The organism is Enterococcus sp. DIV1937 (assembly GCF_050535975.1).
In the GTDB taxonomy this organism is placed as follows: Bacteria; Bacillota; Bacilli; order Lactobacillales; family Enterococcaceae; genus Enterococcus; species Enterococcus faecalis.
Window position 1 is genome coordinate 1,189,562 of record NZ_CP172909.1, and the last position, 16,556, is coordinate 1,206,117.

Below are 16,556 nucleotides of genomic sequence, written 5' to 3' on the forward strand. Positions count from 1 at the left end.
ATGAAAACAAAGTTGCATACGCAAACAGTTACATTGTCTATTGATAACCAAGAAGTAACTGTGCCTAAAGGGACTACCATTCTCGAAGCAGCGAAAGGGCTAGGTGTTGAAATCCCAACGCTCTGTCATTTAAAGGAATTAGCGCCTGATGGTTCTTGTCGGATGTGCGTGGTTGAGGTGGAAGGTGGCCGACGTGGTGGCTTAACAACTGCTTGTACGGCACATTGTCAAGAGGACATGGTTGTGTCAACACATTCTGAAAAAGTTGCTGATTCCAGACGTTTTATTCTTGATTTATTATTGAGTAATCATAAATTAGACTGTTTTTCTTGTGGAAAAAACGGGGATTGTCAATTACAACAGTATGCGCTAGATTATGGGATTGATGCCACTAGCTTTACCGAGGGGAAAAGAATGCCTTGCCACCAAGAAGATACCAGTAATCCATTTTTCTCTTATGATCCAGAAAAGTGTATCATGTGTCGTCGTTGTGCCCGTGTCTGTCAATTGCGGCAGGGAAGAGATGTACTTAGTATTGCTAATCGTGGCTTTGAAACAAAAATGATGCCGAGTTATGGGCAGGCGTTTGATCAATCTATCTGTGAATCATGTGGCAATTGTGTCTCTTCCTGTCCTACAGGTGCGTTAACAGCAAAAGATACAAAAGAGTACCGCAAATGGGAAACCCAGAAAATTCCTACAACTTGTCCACATTGTGGGACAGGCTGTCAGATGAATTTACTCGTTAAAAATAATCGTTTGGTGGGTGTTGAACCCCTGGATGGACCAGCTAATAAAAATTTACTTTGTGTGAAAGGAAAATTTGCTTCATATAAATTTGTTGGGTCAGGAGATCGCTTAACGGAGCCATTAATTAAACGGAATGGGATTTTTGAACCTGCTTCTTGGGAAGAAGCCTTAACGCTTGTTTCGTCAAAATTTAACGAAATTAAAGCAGAAAACGGTCCGGATGCTCTTGCTGGTTTTTCGTGCTCTAGAGCGACAAATGAAGATAATTATGTCTTTCAAAAAATGGTGCGTGCTGCTTTTGGTACCAATAATGTTGATAACTGTGCCCGTGTTTGTCATTCGGCTTCGGTCCATGGTTTAGCCCAAACCTTAGGCTCTGGTGCGATGACTAATCCTATTGCTGATATCACTGAAGATGTCGACATGATTTTATTAGTAGGTTCCAATCCAGAAGAAGCTCATCCAGTTATTGGTGCGCAAATTCGCCAAGCCATCCAAAGAGGAACGCAAGTTGTTGTTGTTGATCCGCGGAAAATTAACTTAGTGAAGGATAGTGCGCTGCATTTACAAGTTCAGGCGGGAACGAATGTCGCATTTGCTAATGGCATGATGCATGTGATTTTGAAAGAAGGTTTAGCAGATCGCCATTTTATTGAAGAACGGACAGAAGGATTTTTAGATTTAGAAAAAATGGTGGCTGATTATACGCCGGAAAAAGTCGCAGAAATTTGTCATATTCATCCAGAAGATTTAATTCAAGCAGCACGCATGTATGCAAAAGCAGAGAAAGCACCAATCATTTATTGTTTAGGCGTAACGGAACATTCGACAGGAACTGAGGGTGTTATGAGTATGTCTAATTTGGCAATGTTGGTTGGTAAAGTTGGAAAACCAGGCTGTGGTGTCAATCCTTTGCGAGGTCAAAATAATGTTCAAGGTGCTTGCGATATGGGCTGTATGCCTTATGATTTCCCAGGCTATCAAAAAGTCAATAATCCAGAAGTAATCGACAAATTTGAAAAAGCTTGGCATGTGCCGTTAAATCGAAACACAGGTTTAACTTCTACTAAAGTCTTACCAGCAGCAACGGCAGGAAGCGTCAAAGGCCTTTATATTTTTGGAGAAGATCCAATTGTTACGGATCCAGACACAGGACATGTTCGTCAGGCTTTAGAAAGTTTAGACTTTTTAGTTGTTCAAGAATTATTTATGACCGAAACGGCTGCTTATGCAGATGTCGTTTTACCAGGCATCAGTTATGCAGAAAAAGACGGGACATTTACAAATACAGAACGGCGCGTGCAAAGAGTTCGTAAAGCTGTTGAACCAAGAGGACAAGCGCGAGAAGACTATGAAATTTTTTGTGAAGTCATGACACGAATGGGCTATCCTTGTGCGTATGAATCTGCAAAAGAAATTATGAAAGAAATTTCAGCTGTGACGCCTTCGTTTGGTGGAATTAATTATGAACGATTAGAGAAGGAGAGCTTACAATGGCCTTGTCGTAGCTTGACAGATCCAGGTACGCCGATTATGCATGTGGGCAGTTTTGCTCGTGGGAAAGGTTTATTTAAAGCAATTCCGTATAAGCAAGCACAAGAATTACCAGATGAAGAGTACCCGTATTTAATGTCGACAGGCCGAATGCTTTACCATTACAATACCCGAGCAATGACAGGACGAACGGAAGGGATTAACCAAATAGCGAATCACTCTTATATTGAGATAAATGCAGTCGATGCACAAGCTCTGGGAATCCAAGAAGGTGACAAAGTTGAAGTTCATTCTCGACGTGGCAAAATTGAAACCTATGCGGCTGTCGGAAATCGAGTATTTCCGCAAGAAGTCTTTATGACATTCCATTTTCCAGATGGGAATGTTAACGAAATCACCAATGCTGTATTTGATGATATCGCCACAATTCCTGAATATAAAGTTTGTGCCGTTGCGATTAAACCAGTGAATAAATAAAAAAGGATGGTTAAAACATGATCGAGTTGGAAGAAGCACGAGAGAAAATGACCCAACATATGAAGAGTCAATGTGAAACAGAAGAAGTGGCGCTGCTTGATTCCTTGGGGCGGATTAGCGGAGAAACCATTTTTGCAGAGACAGCGATTCCTCATTTTCCTCGTGCCGGAATGGATGGGTATGCCGTTCGTGCAGTAGAAACACGAGGTGCGACTGCTGAAAGCCCAAGTTGTTTAAAAGTCGTCGGTTCTTTAGTGGCAGGGGATTCCATGTTTTATTGTAATCAGACGAATAACTGTGCGATTAAAATAACAACAGGTGCTTTTATTCCAACCGATTTTGATGCTGTAGTGCCACAAGAATGGACGGATTTTGGGCAAGACCATGTTAAAATTTTTCGCTCTGTCACTGCGGGCCAAAACTATGCGGAAATTGGAGAAGATATTGCTTTTCAGCAAAAAATTTTAGCAAAACATCAACAGATTAATAGTCGCATGATTGGTTTGTTGGCAATGCAAGGGATTGATAAAGTTGTTGTTTTGAAGCGCATGAAGGTGGGGATTTTAGCGACCGGTAGTGAGTTAGTTTCTTTGGAAGAACCACTGTCAGTTGGGAAAATTTATAATAGTAATCTCTACATGTTAGCAGCTTTTGTCAAAGCGAGTGGTAATGAAGTAATCCACCTAGACCATTGTTCAGATGACCCTGAAGAATTAGCGAAGAGGCTGATTGAGATTTCACCAAAACTTGATGTATTAATTACTTGTGGTGGTGTTTCGGTAGGTGAAAAGGATAATTTACCTTTAGCAATTAAACGTATCGGAGGAACAGAGTTGTTTCATTTTGTAAATATGAAACCTGGAACCCCAGTTATGGGAAGTAAATTTCAAGAAACACTCATTTTAAGCGTTTCAGGCAATCCGTTTGCGGCAATGGTTAATTTACATCTTTTTTACTGGACATTATTAGCTACTTTTTTTAATTGTGTCGAGTTAAATCTCAAGGAACGAACAGTAATTTTAGCGCATGAATTAGCCCCCAGTAGACTACGTCGATTTTACCGAGCGAAAGAAATAGATGGCAAAGTAAATTTAGTGACAAAAAGTCATCTTTCATCCAATTTATCAAATACTTTAGAAACAAATTGCCTACTAGAACAACCAGCTGGTGTACTACTCAAAAAAGGCGCGCTTGTAAAAGTCTATTATTGGCAAACTTGATGACAACCTGACCTAAGATTAGTATGAAAGTAAGCCATCAGTCGAGTCGACTGGTGGCTTATTGCTTATCAAGTTTTAAGACTTAGACAAAAGTCTGGTCAGGCTAAGCGAAGCACGTAATTTTTGTCACTTAACGTTTTTTTACTTCGATTTCTCACTAAAAAAAATTATGGATGCCAGATTGTTTTTTTGATGCAAGAGTGATACACTTGAAAAAGAAGTATTGTGTAAACGTTAACAAATGTCAAATGTGAGGTGGAGAAATGGTTCAAAGTAAGGAATTTACGCACTTGAATACACAAGGAGAAGTGCATATGGTTGATATTTCGGAAAAAAATGACACTGAAAGAACAGCCCTCGCTTATGGAGAAATTCACATGTTGGAAGCGACAGCAGAAGCGGTTCAGACCCAAATGATTAAAAAAGGTGAAGTATTACAGGTAGCAAGAGTAGCTGGGATTACCGCCGCAAAACGAACGTTTGAATGGATTCCTTTGTGTCATTTGGTTGCTTTGACAAAGTGTGAAATTCAGTTTGATTGGCGCAATCAAACTTGTTTAGAAGTACGTTGCTTTACAAAAACAGTGGGTTCAACTGGCGTTGAAATGGAAGCGCTAACAGGTGTGCAAGCAGCACTCTTAACAATTTATGACATGTGTAAAGCAATTGATCGAGGAATGACAATGACAAACATTGGTTTATTAGAGAAAAATGGTGGACGTAGTGGTCATTTCATTCGTTCTTCAATTAAATCAAAGGAAAGTGATGAGTGAACAGCATGAAAGATGCATTTAACCGTGAAATTGATTATGTTCGTTTGTCTTTAACAGATCGTTGTGACTTACGTTGCACGTATTGCATGCCAGCAACAGGTCTTTGCTTTTTAAAAAAAGAGCAGCTTCTAACAGATGATGAGATTATTTTTTTACTGAGGATATTAGCGAAAGAAGGCATCAAAAAAGTTAAATTAACAGGTGGTGAACCGCTTGTTAGACCAAATTTACTCTCTTTAATTAAAAGGATAAAGCAAATCTCAGGCATCGAAAAAGTAACCTTAACGACTAATGGCATGAAGTTAGCTCGTGAGGCTCAAGGATTAAAAGAGGCGGGCTTGGACGGCATTAATATTAGCTTAGACACTTTGGATCCAGAAGAATTTCGAGAAATAACAAGAGTTGGTCAGTTAAGGAATGTTCTGGCGGGCTTAGAACAAGCGATTGATGTGGGATTACCTAATATCAAAATTAATACTGTAGCTAGGAAAGAGCTAAGTGAAGCAACAATTGTAGAACTGGCTGAAATCGCTAAGAAAGAGACTGTGCATCTTCGTTTCATTGAAATGATGCCAATTGGATTAGGGAAGGAGCATCCAGGTAAGCAACAAGAAGAAGTAGAAGACATTTTAACCAAACATTATGGAACGTTACAACCATACCAAAAACCATTGGGCAATGGCCCTGCTAGTTATTACGCCTTAAAAGATTTTAAAGGAAAAATAGGTTTTATTAGTGCATTAGGGCATTGTTTTTGCGAGACGTGCAATCGAATTCGAATTACTGCAGACGGCCATTTAAAAACGTGCCTGCATTCTGCAGACGGCTACTCGTTAAAAGAAGCTTTAGCTAAGGAACAAACAGCAGAATTGTTAGGGATTATTAAGAGTGGCATTGCCTGTAAGCCTGAAAAACATCTTTTCTTGGAACAACAAGGAGAACAACGATTTATGTCACAAATAGGAGGGTAAGTATGAAAACAGGAGAAATTATTGCAATAAATATTAGCCCGCGAAGAGGCACACAGAAAAAGGAAATTCCTGAAGTCAACTTAATTAAAGGTTTCGGATTAGAAAATGATGCGCACGGCGGTAATTGGCATCGACAAGTCAGTTTGTTATCTTTTGAAGAAATAACGGCTTTCAATGAAAAAGGAGCTCGGGTTGGCAATGGTGCTTTTGGGGAAAACATAATCGTCTCAGGGATTGATTTACGTCAATTACCTGTTGGAACGAAAATGAAAATAGGCGATTCCGAATTGGTGGTTACTCAAATTGGGAAAGAGTGCCATAAACACTGTCAGATTTACGCGCGAGTGGGCGATTGCATCATGCCTAGAGAAGGAATCTTTGCAGTCGTTGTGACAGAAGGTCATATTAAAAAAGGAGACCAGTTAGACGTTGTTTAAAGTGGGCATTGTAACATTAAGTGATCGTTGCTTTCAAGGGCTTGCTGTCGACCAATCGGGTCCCTTGATTCGTGAACAGTTACCTGTGCTCTACCAGGTAACCAAACAAACCATTTTACCAGATGAAGAAAATCAATTAGTAGAGCTATTGCAAGAGTGGTCTAAGACCTGTGATTTGATTTTAACGACAGGCGGCACAGGGGTGAGTGAACGGGATCGGACCCCAGAAGCTACCTTACGTGTAGCAGAGCGAATCATTCCTGGGATCAGTGAGGGCTTGCGTCAACTTAGCTTGGAAAAAACACCATTTGCTATGTTAAGTCGAGGCGTTTCTGTTCAAAGAGGACGCACGCTCATTGTTAATTTGCCTGGTAGCCCGAAAAGTGTAACAGAACATTTGCATTTTTTGTTGCCTGTTTTGCCCCACGCTTTGGATTTAATCACAAATAAAAAAATCATACATGATGAGGAATAAACCATGAAAACAATTCGAACAGAAGAGGCAGTTGGCCTTCCGTTGAGTCATGATATTACGCGAATTGACTATGGAAAGACCAAGGAAGTGTGTTTTAAAAAAGGACATATAGTTGTTCAAGAAGATATTCCAATTCTTTTATCATTAGGGAAAAAACATCTGTTTGTTTCCTTGGATCCAGCAGAAATACATGAAGAAGAGGCAGCGACATTTTTGTATAACCTGTTAACAGATGACTCATGTCAGCCGAGTGAAGTCCATGAAGGAAAAATTGTTGCTAAAGCTAGCACGAGAGGCCTTTTAAAAGTCAATCGAGAAAAATTAATTGCTTTAAATGAAATTGAAGGTCTCGCCTTGTCAACTAAAGTTACCAATATAGAAGTTCAGAAAGATGAAAAAGTTGCAGCCTTTCGAGTGATTCCACTAACAATTTCTAAAAGCCAATTAGAAAAGGCACGCCAGTTCAGCACGTCTGAGCCACTAATCTCTGTGAAACCTTTCAAAAAAATACGGGTCGGGATTGTAACTACTGGCAGTGAAGTTTACACAGGATTGGTTGAGGATGCTTTTTACCCTGTGTTAAAAGCCAAGTTCTCCGCGTATCCTTTAGTTACGATTGTCAAGCAAGAAATTGTCGATGATCAGCCGCAAAAAATTACTGTTGCGATCAAAAAGATGTTAGCACAAGGGCTTGATCTGATTGTTTGTACAGGTGGTATGAGTGTAGATCCTGATGATTTGACACCGTTAGCAATTAAGCAGACAGGTGCTGAAATCGTAACCCATGGGACACCAGTCTTACCAGGCTCAATGTTTTTGCTAGCTTATAAAGGAGAGCAGACGATCATTGGCTTACCAGGTGGTGTTTTATTTTCAGAAAAAACGGTTTTTGATTTGTTGTTACCAAGATTAATGGCCAAAGAAGTGATTAAAAAATCTGAAATTATTGACTTGAGTTATGGCGGGTATTTATAAAAGAAAAGAGGCGTTCAAATGTCTAAACAAAAAAAGACTGTGTTCTTGCTTAGTTTATTCAGTTTAGTTGCCCTAATTGCTGCATGTACAAATCAGCCGCAAAAAGAAACAGTTTCAACAAAAAAAGAAGAAATAACCCTTGCGGCAGCAGCTAGCTTAGAATCAGTCATGGAGAAGAAAATTATTCCAGCCTTTGAAAAAGAGCATCCAGATATTCAGGTAACTGGAACCTATGATAGTTCTGGAAAATTACAGATGCAAATTGAAAAAGGCCTAAAAGCCGATGTATTTTTCTCAGCTTCGACAAAACAAATGAATGCATTGGTTGCAGAAAAACTAATTAATAAGAAAAGTGTCGTTCCTTTATTGGAAAACCAGCTTGTTCTTATTGTGCCTAACCAAGATCAAGCAAAGTGGCATGATTTTTCTGATTTAAAAAAGGCCCAAATGATAGCAATTGGTGATCCTGCGAGTGTTCCAGCTGGTCAATATGCCGAAGAAGGCTTAAAAGCTTTAGGCGCTTGGTCTTATGTAGAAAAACACGCAAGCTTTGGCACGAATGTAACAGAAGTCCTTGAATGGGTGGCTAATGCAAGTGCAGAAGCTGGCTTGGTTTATGCGACAGATGCAGCAACCAATTCAAAAGTAGCGATTGTTGCGGCCATGCCTGAAGCTGCTTTGAAAAAGCCAATCATCTATCCAGTTGGTAAAGTTGCCGCCTCTAAGAAACAAAAATCAGCAGATGCTTTTTTAAATTTTTTACAGAGTCAACAATGCAGAAAATATTTTGAAAATATTGGCTTTAAGTTAACAAAGTAGGTGGGAAAATGGATGTTCGACCAATTCTTTTATCTTTTCAGACAGCAATAATCGCCATTTTATTTACTTTTATTTTAGGAACAGGCGTTGCGTATATTGTTTTTCGTTTGAAAAATCGTAAATTAAAAATTCTTTTGAATAGTTTATTTACGTTGCCATTAGTTTTACCGCCGACTGTTTTTGGTTTTTTTCTCTTAACTATTTTTGGTGTTCAGCAACCAGTGGGCCAGTTTTTACTTGATTTTTTTGCCATTCAAGTTGTTTTTTCGTGGCCAGCTACGGTTATTGCTGCCGTTGCTGTTTCATTTCCTTTAATGTATCGTTCAGCCTTAACGGCGTTTGAACAAATGGATAGTGAATTGTTGGCGGTGGCCCAGACACTCGGGTTTTCGGAAAGTCGATATTTTAGAAAAATTGCGTTACCTTTGTCGATGAACGGTCTCTTGGCCGGTGGCGTGTTAGCCTTTGCCCGTGGGTTAGGCGAATTTGGAGCGACGACAATGTTAGCAGGGAATATTGCTGGCAAAACAAGAACGCTTCCTTTAGCTATCTACTCTGCTGTAGCAAGTGGGGATTGGCGCTTAGCCAATCAATATGTTGTAATTATGTTATTACTTTGCCTGATTATTTTATTTTTTACGGAATTTTTTAGTCAGCGCGCTTGGAGAAGATCGGAATGAGATTAATTGTTGATATTCAAAAAGAATTGAAAAGTCATACTTTGCAAATTCAGTTTGAAACAAAGACTCAAACAACAGGAATTTTAGGTGCTTCTGGTTGTGGCAAGAGTATGTTATTAAAATGTATTGCGGGTGTTGAGACTGCGGATAAAGGTCAGATTGTTTTAAATGATCAAGTCTTATTCGATGCTGAACAAAAGATCAATTTGTCGCCGCAACAACGAAAAATTGGTCTTTTGTTTCAACAGTATGCGTTGTTTCCTCATTTGTCGGTAGTAGAAAATCTGACGTGCGTGACAAAAGATTTACAATTGGTCACTCAATTGCTTGCATCTTTTCACTTAACTAAAGTCCAACAACAATATCCTAGTCAACTTTCTGGAGGACAAAGACAGCGAGTGGCTTTTGCGCGAATGCTAGCGGCTCAGCCGGCTTACCTGTTATTAGATGAGCCATTTTCCGCATTAGATGCACCCTTAAAGGAAGAGCTGCAAATTGAACTTCAACAGCGATTAAGTAATTTAAATCAACATGCCTTAATTGTGAGTCATAGTTTAGATGAACTGTATAAGTTATGTCAGAGTTTAGTGATAATCACAAAAAACCAAACACTTTTTGGTGCAACAAATCAATTATTTAATCAACCTCAAACGATTGAAGCAGCTAAACTCACTGGTTGTAAAAATATTTGGCCTGTCAAACGCATAGATGCGCACAGAGTCCAAGTGATTGGCTGGCAACAAACACTAATGGTTACACAAGAAGTTCCTATTTCTTGTCATTCTATAGGTATTCGGGCCCATGATTTCACAACAGAACCGCAGGCAACCAATCAGATCGAAGTGCATCACTTACAAACATTGTCAGCACCTTTTGAACAAAATGCTTGGTTTCAACACCAACAAACCAAAATTTGGTGGAAAGGCAGCAATAGACTCAATCCGAAAGTTATTACTCAGTTATCCATTCCACCTACAGCAATTATGCCATTATGTCTATAAAATAGAAAAAGATTACGTGAAGCGGTTGACATATGATTGCATCTTCATTTATAATAGATTCATGAAAGATTATTCATGTAAACGGAATAATCGCTATTATATAGGGAGTGAAGGTGTTTAAATGCAAAAGAGTTATAAACTAGAAGGACTTGATTGTGCAAGTTGTGCAGACAAAATTGAAAAATCTGTCCAAAAAATTCACGGAGTAGAAAAAGCGCGTGTGGACTTCATGGCTGAAAAAATGACACTGGAAGTTGAATCAGGACATGATTTAGAAGTCGAAAATGAAGCGCGTGCAGTGATTGGTAAGTTAGAACCAGATGTCAAAGTTATTTCTTTAAAAGATGTCAAAGAAGAAGAGGGACGTAATCCAAATAAGAATCGCTTAATTCGTATCATTATTGCATTTGTTTTATTTTTAGCACTTATTATCATTAAACCAAGTAATAATTGGGTTGCTTTGGCATCTTATTTAGTCGTTTATGTCTTAATTGGTGGCGACATTGTCAAACGAGCGGTAACGAATATTTTTCGTGGGGAAGTGTTTGATGAAAATTTCTTAATGTCTGTGGCAACGATCGGGGCATTCTTTATTGGGGAATATCCCGAAGCTGTGGCAGTAATGTTATTCTACCAAGTCGGCGAATGGTTCCAAAGTGCTGCGGTTGATCAATCCAGAAAATCAATTGCCAAATTAATGGATATTCGTCCAGATTCAGCAAATCTTTTAGTAAATGGACAAATAAAAGCGGTCGCTCCAGATACAATTGAAATTGGGCAACAAATATTAGTGAAACCAGGTGAAAAAGTTCCATTAGATGGTCAAATTATTGATGGATCAAGTATGGTAGATACCTCTGCGTTGACTGGTGAATCCGTTCCAAGAACGGTCAAAGTCGGCGATGAAATCTTAGGTGGTTTTATCAATAAAAATGGGGCCTTGACCATTAATGTTACGAAAAAATTTGGGGATTCAACAGTTAGCAAAATTTTAGATTTAGTTGAAAATGCTAGCAGTAAAAAAGCCCCTGCAGAAAACTTTATTTCTAAATTTGCTCGTTACTATACACCAGTTGTCGTTGTTTTAGCTATCCTATTGGCAGTGATTCCACCATTTATTTTCCCTGATACTTCTATTAATGAATGGGTTTATCGGGCATTAACGTTCTTGGTTATTTCTTGTCCATGTGCCCTAGTCATTTCTGTTCCTTTAAGTTTCTTCGGTGGAATTGGCGGAGCCAGCAAACTAGGTGTTTTAATTAAAGGAAGCAACTATTTAGAAATTTTAGCGAATACGGAAACGATTGTTTTTGATAAAACTGGTACGCTAACAAAAGGAAATTTTGTGGTTCAAAACATAACTAGTGTTGTTTTACCTGAAGAAGAGTTGTTACGTTTAACAGCAACAGCAGAACAATTATCCACTCATCCTATTGCTATTTCTATTAAAGAAAGCTATGGCAAAGAAACTGTTCCAGCAACAGCAATTGAAGAGGTTGCCGGACACGGTATCAAAGCCACAATTGAAGGCAAAACAGTTTTAGTCGGTAATGCGAAGTTAATGAAACAATTTGGTATCGAAGCACCAGAAGTGAAGGAAGCGGGAACTTTAATTTTTGTCGCTATTGATAATCAATTTGCAGGCTACTTAGTGATTGCGGATCAATTGAAACCAGACGCCATTTCAGCAATAAAAGAATTAAAAGCTGAAGGGGTCAAACAAACTGTTATGCTGACTGGAGACAATCAACAAGTTGCAGAAGCTATTGCAAAAGAAGTTGGTGTTGACAAAGTTTATGCAGAACTTTTACCAGATGGCAAAGTGGATCGTTTAGAAGAGTTGTTAAAAGCATCCTCACCTAAAAACAAAGTTGCCTTTGTTGGTGACGGCATGAATGATGCACCTGTTTTAGCCCGGGCTGATGTTGGGATTGCCATGGGTGGTTTAGGAAGTGACGCGGCAATTGAAGCTGCTGATGTGGTGATTATGAATGATGAACCAAGTCGTATCGCCTCTGCGATTAAATTATCAAGAAAAACATTGAGAATTGTTAAACAAAACATTATCTTTGCGATTGCTGTTAAAATCATTGTTTTGGTACTAGGTGCATTAGGCTTGGCTTCAATGCAAGCAGCAGTGTTTGCTGATGTTGGTGTAACTATTATCGCTGTTTTAAATGCTATGCGTTGTTTACGTGTAGAAAAGATGAAAGATAATAACTAAGCCTTAAAAAGTACAGCTGAAACAAACATTTTTAGCTGATTATCAGAGTTTGAGCGTGGGACAAAAATCACTTTGACTTTTTGTTCCACGCTTTTTCTCCTACACAATTTCTATTCGTTCTTAAATTGCCAGAGTTCTTGTAAAGAAATCTTTAAATTTTTCGCTTTGTGGCATATAATAAGAGAGAATTTGTACGAAAATTGCGCTTCGCTTTTTTTTCATGGTACAATAAGCAAGAATGGATTGATTTACAGGAGGGAACCTCAACATGGCATCAAATGAAAAAACACGATATAAAGCAATCATTGCAGACCATACGTATACAATTATTGGCCAAGAGTCAAAACAACATATGGATTTAGTCACAAAAATTGTCAACGAACAACTGGCGGAAATTAAACATCTTTCTCCGCAAACTGATACGGAACAAGCTTCTGTTTTATTAGCAATTAATGCAATTTCAGATCAACTAAAAAAACAAGAATATGCTTTAAAATTGGAAAAACAAGTAGCAGATTTAAAACAGAAAACCATTCGTTTGGCTGAATTAGAGAATCGTGTGCGCCGAATGGAAATTATCGAAGAAGAAGCACGAGATGTTTTGAAAAAGAATGGACAAGAAGATGTAGAAATTCATAATCATGTGGAAGCCCAACAAATTTTGAATGAAAATCGAAAACAGCAGATTCAAAATAAAGGTGTTTCGGAGTAGTTCCTGAAAGGATGACAAGATGTTAACAATACTTATTTTATTACTTTTAGCCTTTGGATTTTATACAGGAGCTAAACGAGGCTTGATTTTACAAGTGCTCTATTCAGTGGGTTACTTAATTTCATATTTTGTTGCTCGTACCTATTACAAAGAGGTCGCTTCTCATTTAGAATTGTATATTCCATATCCATCGGTTACGCCAACGTCAAAGCTTGTCTTTTTTAATCAAGAGATTTCTTTAGACTTGGACAAAGCCTTTTATTCAGCGGTTGCGTTTCTATTATTGCTGTTTGCAGGCTGGTTAGTCGTTCGCTTTTTAGCGATCTTTTTACATGGATTAACATTTATTCCAGTTTTGAAACAGGTAAATGGACTATTAGGTGGCGTATTAAGTGTTCTTGTATTATACGTGGGTCTTTTTCTAGTGTTAGCTACGGCGTCAATGATTCCGTCAGATATTGTCCAAAATCAGTTTCGGTCAAGTGGCTTGGCACGAGGCATTGTAAAAAATACCCCAATTCTAACAAAACAAGCATATGAATTATGGGTTGAACCAATTACGAAATAAAGCTGAATGGGACTGAGATAGAGATAAGAAGTAAGTGAGCAAAGCGAAACTTCTTATGTTATGTCTCAGTCTTTTCAACAAATGAAAAAGTTAGAAAAGTAGGTGGAAAAATGAATCAGCGTATTCTATCAACATTAGGGTTTGATAAAGTAAAACAACAGTTGTTGCAATTTATTGTGACAGCTCAGGGGACAAACGAAGTTTCGGAATTATTACCAATTGCTGATGAAAATAAAATTCAATCATGGCTAAATGAAACACAGGATGGTTTAAAAGTTCAACGATTACGTGGTGGAATCCCCATTCCTAAATTAGAAAATATCCAACCACACATGAAACGGATTGAAATTGGTGCGGATTTAAATGGCATAGAATTAGCACAAGTAGGCCGTGTCTTGTCGACTACTTCAGAACTGACTCGTTTTTTTGATGAGTTAAGTGAAAATGAAGTTGATTTTGAACGTTTATATATGTGGCGAGAGCAACTAGAAGTTTTGCCTGAATTAAATCGCCAACTCAAACAAGCCATTGATGATGATGGCTACGTCACAGATGAAGCTTCGCCAGCCTTAAAGGCAATTCGGCAAAATATTCGTCGTAGTGAGCAGACCATTCGAGAAGAACTAGATAGTATTATTCGTGGGAAAAACGCACGTTATCTGAGTGATGCCCTTGTTACTATGCGAAATGAACGCTACGTGATTCCAGTCAAACAAGAATATAAAAATGTTTTTGGTGGCGTGGTTCACGACCAAAGTGCTTCAGGTCAAACCTTATTTATTGAACCTAAACAAATTTTAGAAATGAATAATCGCTTGCGACAACAACAAATTGCCGAAAGAAATGAGATTACTCGCATCTTGGCAGAACTGTCGGCCGAGTTGGTCCCTTATCGCCGTGAAATTACGCATAATGCTTATGTCATCGGTAAACTTGATTTTATTAATGCTAAGGCACGACTAGGAAAAGAACTAAAAGCAGTTGTTCCAGAAATTAGTCAAGCAAATCATGTAGTTTTTAAACAAGCCCGGCACCCGCTATTGGATCCAGAAAAAGCTGTAGCCAATGACATTGTGATTGGAGAAGAATATCAAGCAATTGTGATTACAGGGCCTAATACCGGCGGGAAAACCATTACTCTGAAAACGTTAGGTCTTTTACAATTAATGGGTCAAGCTGGATTACCTATTCCAGTTGAAGAAGAAAGTAAAATGGGGATTTTTACAGAAGTATTTGCGGATATCGGGGATGAACAATCGATTGAACAAAGTTTAAGTACTTTCTCTTCACATATGACGAATATCGTGTCTGTCTTAAAGAAAGTCGATCATCAAAGTTTAGTACTATTTGATGAATTAGGTGCTGGGACAGATCCGCAAGAAGGAGCCGCTTTAGCGATTGCCATTTTAGATTCATTGGGTGCTAAAGGAGCCTATGTGATGGCAACAACCCATTATCCTGAATTAAAAGTGTATGGCTATAATCGAGCTGGAACAATCAATGCCAGTATGGAATTTGATGTAGATACTTTGAGTCCAACCTATCGTTTATTAATTGGCGTGCCTGGCCGAAGTAATGCTTTTGAAATTTCGAAACGTCTTGGATTAGACAACAGTATTATTGAAGCTGCAAAACAAATAATGGACGGTGAAAGTCAAGATTTAAACGAAATGATTGAAGACTTGGAAAACCGTCGCAAAATGGCCGAAACTGAATATTTAGAAGCTCGCCACTATGTCGATGAATCGGCCGCTTTGCATAAAGAACTGAAAGAAGCCTATCAAGTATTTTTTGAAGAACGAGAAAAAGAATTACAAAAAGCGCGGAAAGAAGCGAATAAAATTATTGCAGAAGCGGAAGAAAACGCAGAAACCATTATTTCTGATATTCGCAAAATGCAATTGGAAAGTGGCCAACAAGGTGGTGTCAAAGAACATCAGTTAATTGATGCGAAAACACAACTTTCTCAATTACACCACGAAGAAACCAAGCTTGCTAAAAACAAAGTGCTGAAGAAGGCGAAAGAACAGAAAAAATTAAAAGCTGGCGATGAAGTAATTGTCAATACTTACGGCCAACGAGGGACCTTATTAAAAGACAACGGCAAAGGACAATGGCAAGTCCAATTAGGCATTTTAAAAATGAACGTATCTGAAGAGGATATGACGCCTGTCGCTCCACAAAAAGAAGCAAAACCAAGAGTTACAACGGTTCGTTCTGCAGAAAGCAGTCATGTTGGCACACAACTAGACTTACGTGGAAAACGCTACGAAGAAGCATTGGCAGAAGTTGACCAATACATTGATGCTGCGATTCTAGCGGGCTATCCACAAGTAACCATTGTTCACGGCAAAGGAACAGGTGCATTAAGAACTGGAATAACGGAATTTTTAAAAAATCACCGTAGTGTGAAAAGCTATGAATTTGCGCCACAAAACCAAGGTGGTAATGGTGCGACTGTCGTGAAATTCCAATAAATAAAGACTTACAATAAGTAAGCAGAACATTCGCTATCTTAGAGATGACGTGTTATACTAAGCATGTAATAAGAGTAAAGAGTAGGAGGTTTGTGAAATGACACAAGCAATTACCGATAAAGATTTTGCAACAGAAACAGATGAAGGATTAGTCTTAATCGACTTTTGGGCAACTTGGTGTGGCCCTTGTCGTATGCAAGCACCCATCTTAGAACAATTATCTGAAGAATATGATGAAGACGAAGTGAAAATCGTCAAAATGGATGTGGATGAAAATCCTGCAACACCAGCAAGTTTTGGAATCATGAGCATCCCAACATTGCTATTGAAAAAAGATGGCGAAGTTGTTGAAAAAGCAGTCGGTGTTCATACAAAAGACCAATTGCAAGCAATGATTGCCAAACACTTATAAACGTTGATTAGTCATTACGAATAGTCTGATTCAGTCTGAAGAGAAATCATTAGCGATTGTCTTTTCAGGCTGTTTCTTTCGTACATAAAGT

15 protein-coding genes are annotated in these 16,556 nt (G+C 38.5%); all 15 read left to right on the forward strand.

The window, feature by feature from the left end; translation table 11 throughout:
* The 15 genes from fdhF (at position 1) to trxA (ending at position 16,465) form a co-directional block, all read left to right on the forward strand.
* On the forward strand, positions 1-2,721 hold the full coding sequence (gene fdhF, locus IGL13_RS05790; RefSeq protein ID WP_002378320.1) for a formate dehydrogenase subunit alpha: 2,721 nt from the start codon (positions 1-3) through the stop codon (positions 2,719-2,721).
* A gap of 17 nt (positions 2,722-2,738) precedes the next feature.
* Positions 2,739-3,941 carry a molybdopterin molybdotransferase MoeA gene (locus IGL13_RS05795; protein WP_002366622.1) on the forward strand — a complete coding sequence of 401 codons (1,203 nt, stop codon included), beginning with the start codon at positions 2,739-2,741 and terminating at the stop codon, positions 3,939-3,941.
* Positions 3,942-4,204: 263 nt separating this feature from the next.
* Positions 4,205-4,714: a cyclic pyranopterin monophosphate synthase MoaC gene (moaC, locus tag IGL13_RS05800; RefSeq protein ID WP_002378319.1), complete on the forward strand. Its 510-nt coding sequence runs from the start codon at positions 4,205-4,207 to the stop codon at positions 4,712-4,714.
* Positions 4,711-5,685 (forward strand): GTP 3',8-cyclase MoaA, encoded by a 975-nt coding sequence (gene moaA / locus IGL13_RS05805; RefSeq protein WP_074653131.1) that lies wholly within the window; start codon positions 4,711-4,713, stop codon positions 5,683-5,685. The genes moaC and moaA overlap by 4 nt, the downstream gene beginning before the upstream one ends.
* Before the next feature lie 2 nt (positions 5,686-5,687).
* The gene (locus IGL13_RS05810) at positions 5,688-6,122 is read left to right on the forward strand and encodes an MOSC domain-containing protein (protein WP_002357714.1); all 435 of its coding nucleotides are present in this window, start codon (positions 5,688-5,690) and stop codon (positions 6,120-6,122) included.
* Positions 6,115-6,597, forward strand: coding sequence for a MogA/MoaB family molybdenum cofactor biosynthesis protein (locus IGL13_RS05815; protein ID WP_002415576.1), 483 nt, complete (start codon positions 6,115-6,117; stop codon positions 6,595-6,597). Before IGL13_RS05810 ends, IGL13_RS05815 begins: the two co-directional genes overlap by 8 nt.
* Positions 6,598-6,600: 3 nt before the next feature.
* Positions 6,601-7,572 carry a molybdopterin-binding protein gene (locus tag IGL13_RS05820; protein ID WP_002357712.1) on the forward strand — a complete coding sequence of 324 codons (972 nt, stop codon included), beginning with the start codon at positions 6,601-6,603 and terminating at the stop codon, positions 7,570-7,572.
* Positions 7,573-7,590: 18 nt separating this feature from the next.
* The gene (gene modA, locus IGL13_RS05825; RefSeq protein WP_002357711.1) at positions 7,591-8,391 is read left to right on the forward strand and encodes a molybdate ABC transporter substrate-binding protein; all 801 of its coding nucleotides are present in this window, start codon (positions 7,591-7,593) and stop codon (positions 8,389-8,391) included.
* An 8-nt stretch (positions 8,392-8,399) separates the two neighbouring features.
* Positions 8,400-9,071, forward strand: a complete 672-nt coding sequence (gene modB, locus IGL13_RS05830; RefSeq protein WP_002360415.1) for a molybdate ABC transporter permease subunit — start codon at positions 8,400-8,402, stop codon at positions 9,069-9,071.
* Positions 9,068-10,072, forward strand: coding sequence for an ATP-binding cassette domain-containing protein (locus IGL13_RS05835; protein ID WP_002401510.1), 1,005 nt, complete (start codon positions 9,068-9,070; stop codon positions 10,070-10,072). Before modB ends, IGL13_RS05835 begins: the two co-directional genes overlap by 4 nt.
* A gap of 121 nt (positions 10,073-10,193) precedes the next feature.
* A complete protein-coding gene (locus tag IGL13_RS05840; RefSeq protein ID WP_002378314.1) occupies positions 10,194-12,296 on the forward strand; it encodes a heavy metal translocating P-type ATPase in 2,103 nt (700 codons plus the stop codon).
* Between the two features lie 268 nt (positions 12,297-12,564).
* Complete coding sequence (gene zapA / locus IGL13_RS05845) at positions 12,565-13,008, forward strand: cell division protein ZapA (RefSeq protein ID WP_002357706.1); 444 nt, start codon at positions 12,565-12,567, stop codon at positions 13,006-13,008.
* A 19-nt stretch (positions 13,009-13,027) separates the two neighbouring features.
* Positions 13,028-13,576 (forward strand): CvpA family protein, encoded by a 549-nt coding sequence (locus tag IGL13_RS05850; RefSeq protein ID WP_002357705.1) that lies wholly within the window; start codon positions 13,028-13,030, stop codon positions 13,574-13,576.
* Between the two features lie 110 nt (positions 13,577-13,686).
* Positions 13,687-16,053, forward strand: a complete 2,367-nt coding sequence (locus IGL13_RS05855) for an endonuclease MutS2 (protein WP_002378313.1) — start codon at positions 13,687-13,689, stop codon at positions 16,051-16,053.
* Between the two features lie 97 nt (positions 16,054-16,150).
* Positions 16,151-16,465 (forward strand): thioredoxin, encoded by a 315-nt coding sequence (gene trxA, locus IGL13_RS05860; protein ID WP_002357703.1) that lies wholly within the window; start codon positions 16,151-16,153, stop codon positions 16,463-16,465.
* Positions 16,466-16,556: the final 91 nt, after the last annotated feature.

Coding starts and splice junctions, on each gene's coding strand:
- IGL13_RS05850 (WP_002357705.1), top strand. CDS start 13,028: ATGTTAACAATACTTATTTTATTACTTTTAGCCTTTGGATTTTATACA.
- moaC (WP_002378319.1), top strand. CDS start 4,205: ATGGTTCAAAGTAAGGAATTTACGCACTTGAATACACAAGGAGAAGTG.
- IGL13_RS05855 (WP_002378313.1), top strand. CDS start 13,687: ATGAATCAGCGTATTCTATCAACATTAGGGTTTGATAAAGTAAAACAA.
- fdhF (WP_002378320.1), top strand. CDS start 1: ATGAAAACAAAGTTGCATACGCAAACAGTTACATTGTCTATTGATAAC.
- IGL13_RS05835 (WP_002401510.1), top strand. CDS start 9,068: ATGAGATTAATTGTTGATATTCAAAAAGAATTGAAAAGTCATACTTTG.
- modB (WP_002360415.1), top strand. CDS start 8,400: ATGGATGTTCGACCAATTCTTTTATCTTTTCAGACAGCAATAATCGCC.
- zapA (WP_002357706.1), top strand. CDS start 12,565: ATGGCATCAAATGAAAAAACACGATATAAAGCAATCATTGCAGACCAT.
- modA (WP_002357711.1), top strand. CDS start 7,591: ATGTCTAAACAAAAAAAGACTGTGTTCTTGCTTAGTTTATTCAGTTTA.
- IGL13_RS05810 (WP_002357714.1), top strand. CDS start 5,688: ATGAAAACAGGAGAAATTATTGCAATAAATATTAGCCCGCGAAGAGGC.
- IGL13_RS05820 (WP_002357712.1), top strand. CDS start 6,601: ATGAAAACAATTCGAACAGAAGAGGCAGTTGGCCTTCCGTTGAGTCAT.
- IGL13_RS05795 (WP_002366622.1), top strand. CDS start 2,739: ATGATCGAGTTGGAAGAAGCACGAGAGAAAATGACCCAACATATGAAG.
- trxA (WP_002357703.1), top strand. CDS start 16,151: ATGACACAAGCAATTACCGATAAAGATTTTGCAACAGAAACAGATGAA.
- IGL13_RS05840 (WP_002378314.1), top strand. CDS start 10,194: ATGCAAAAGAGTTATAAACTAGAAGGACTTGATTGTGCAAGTTGTGCA.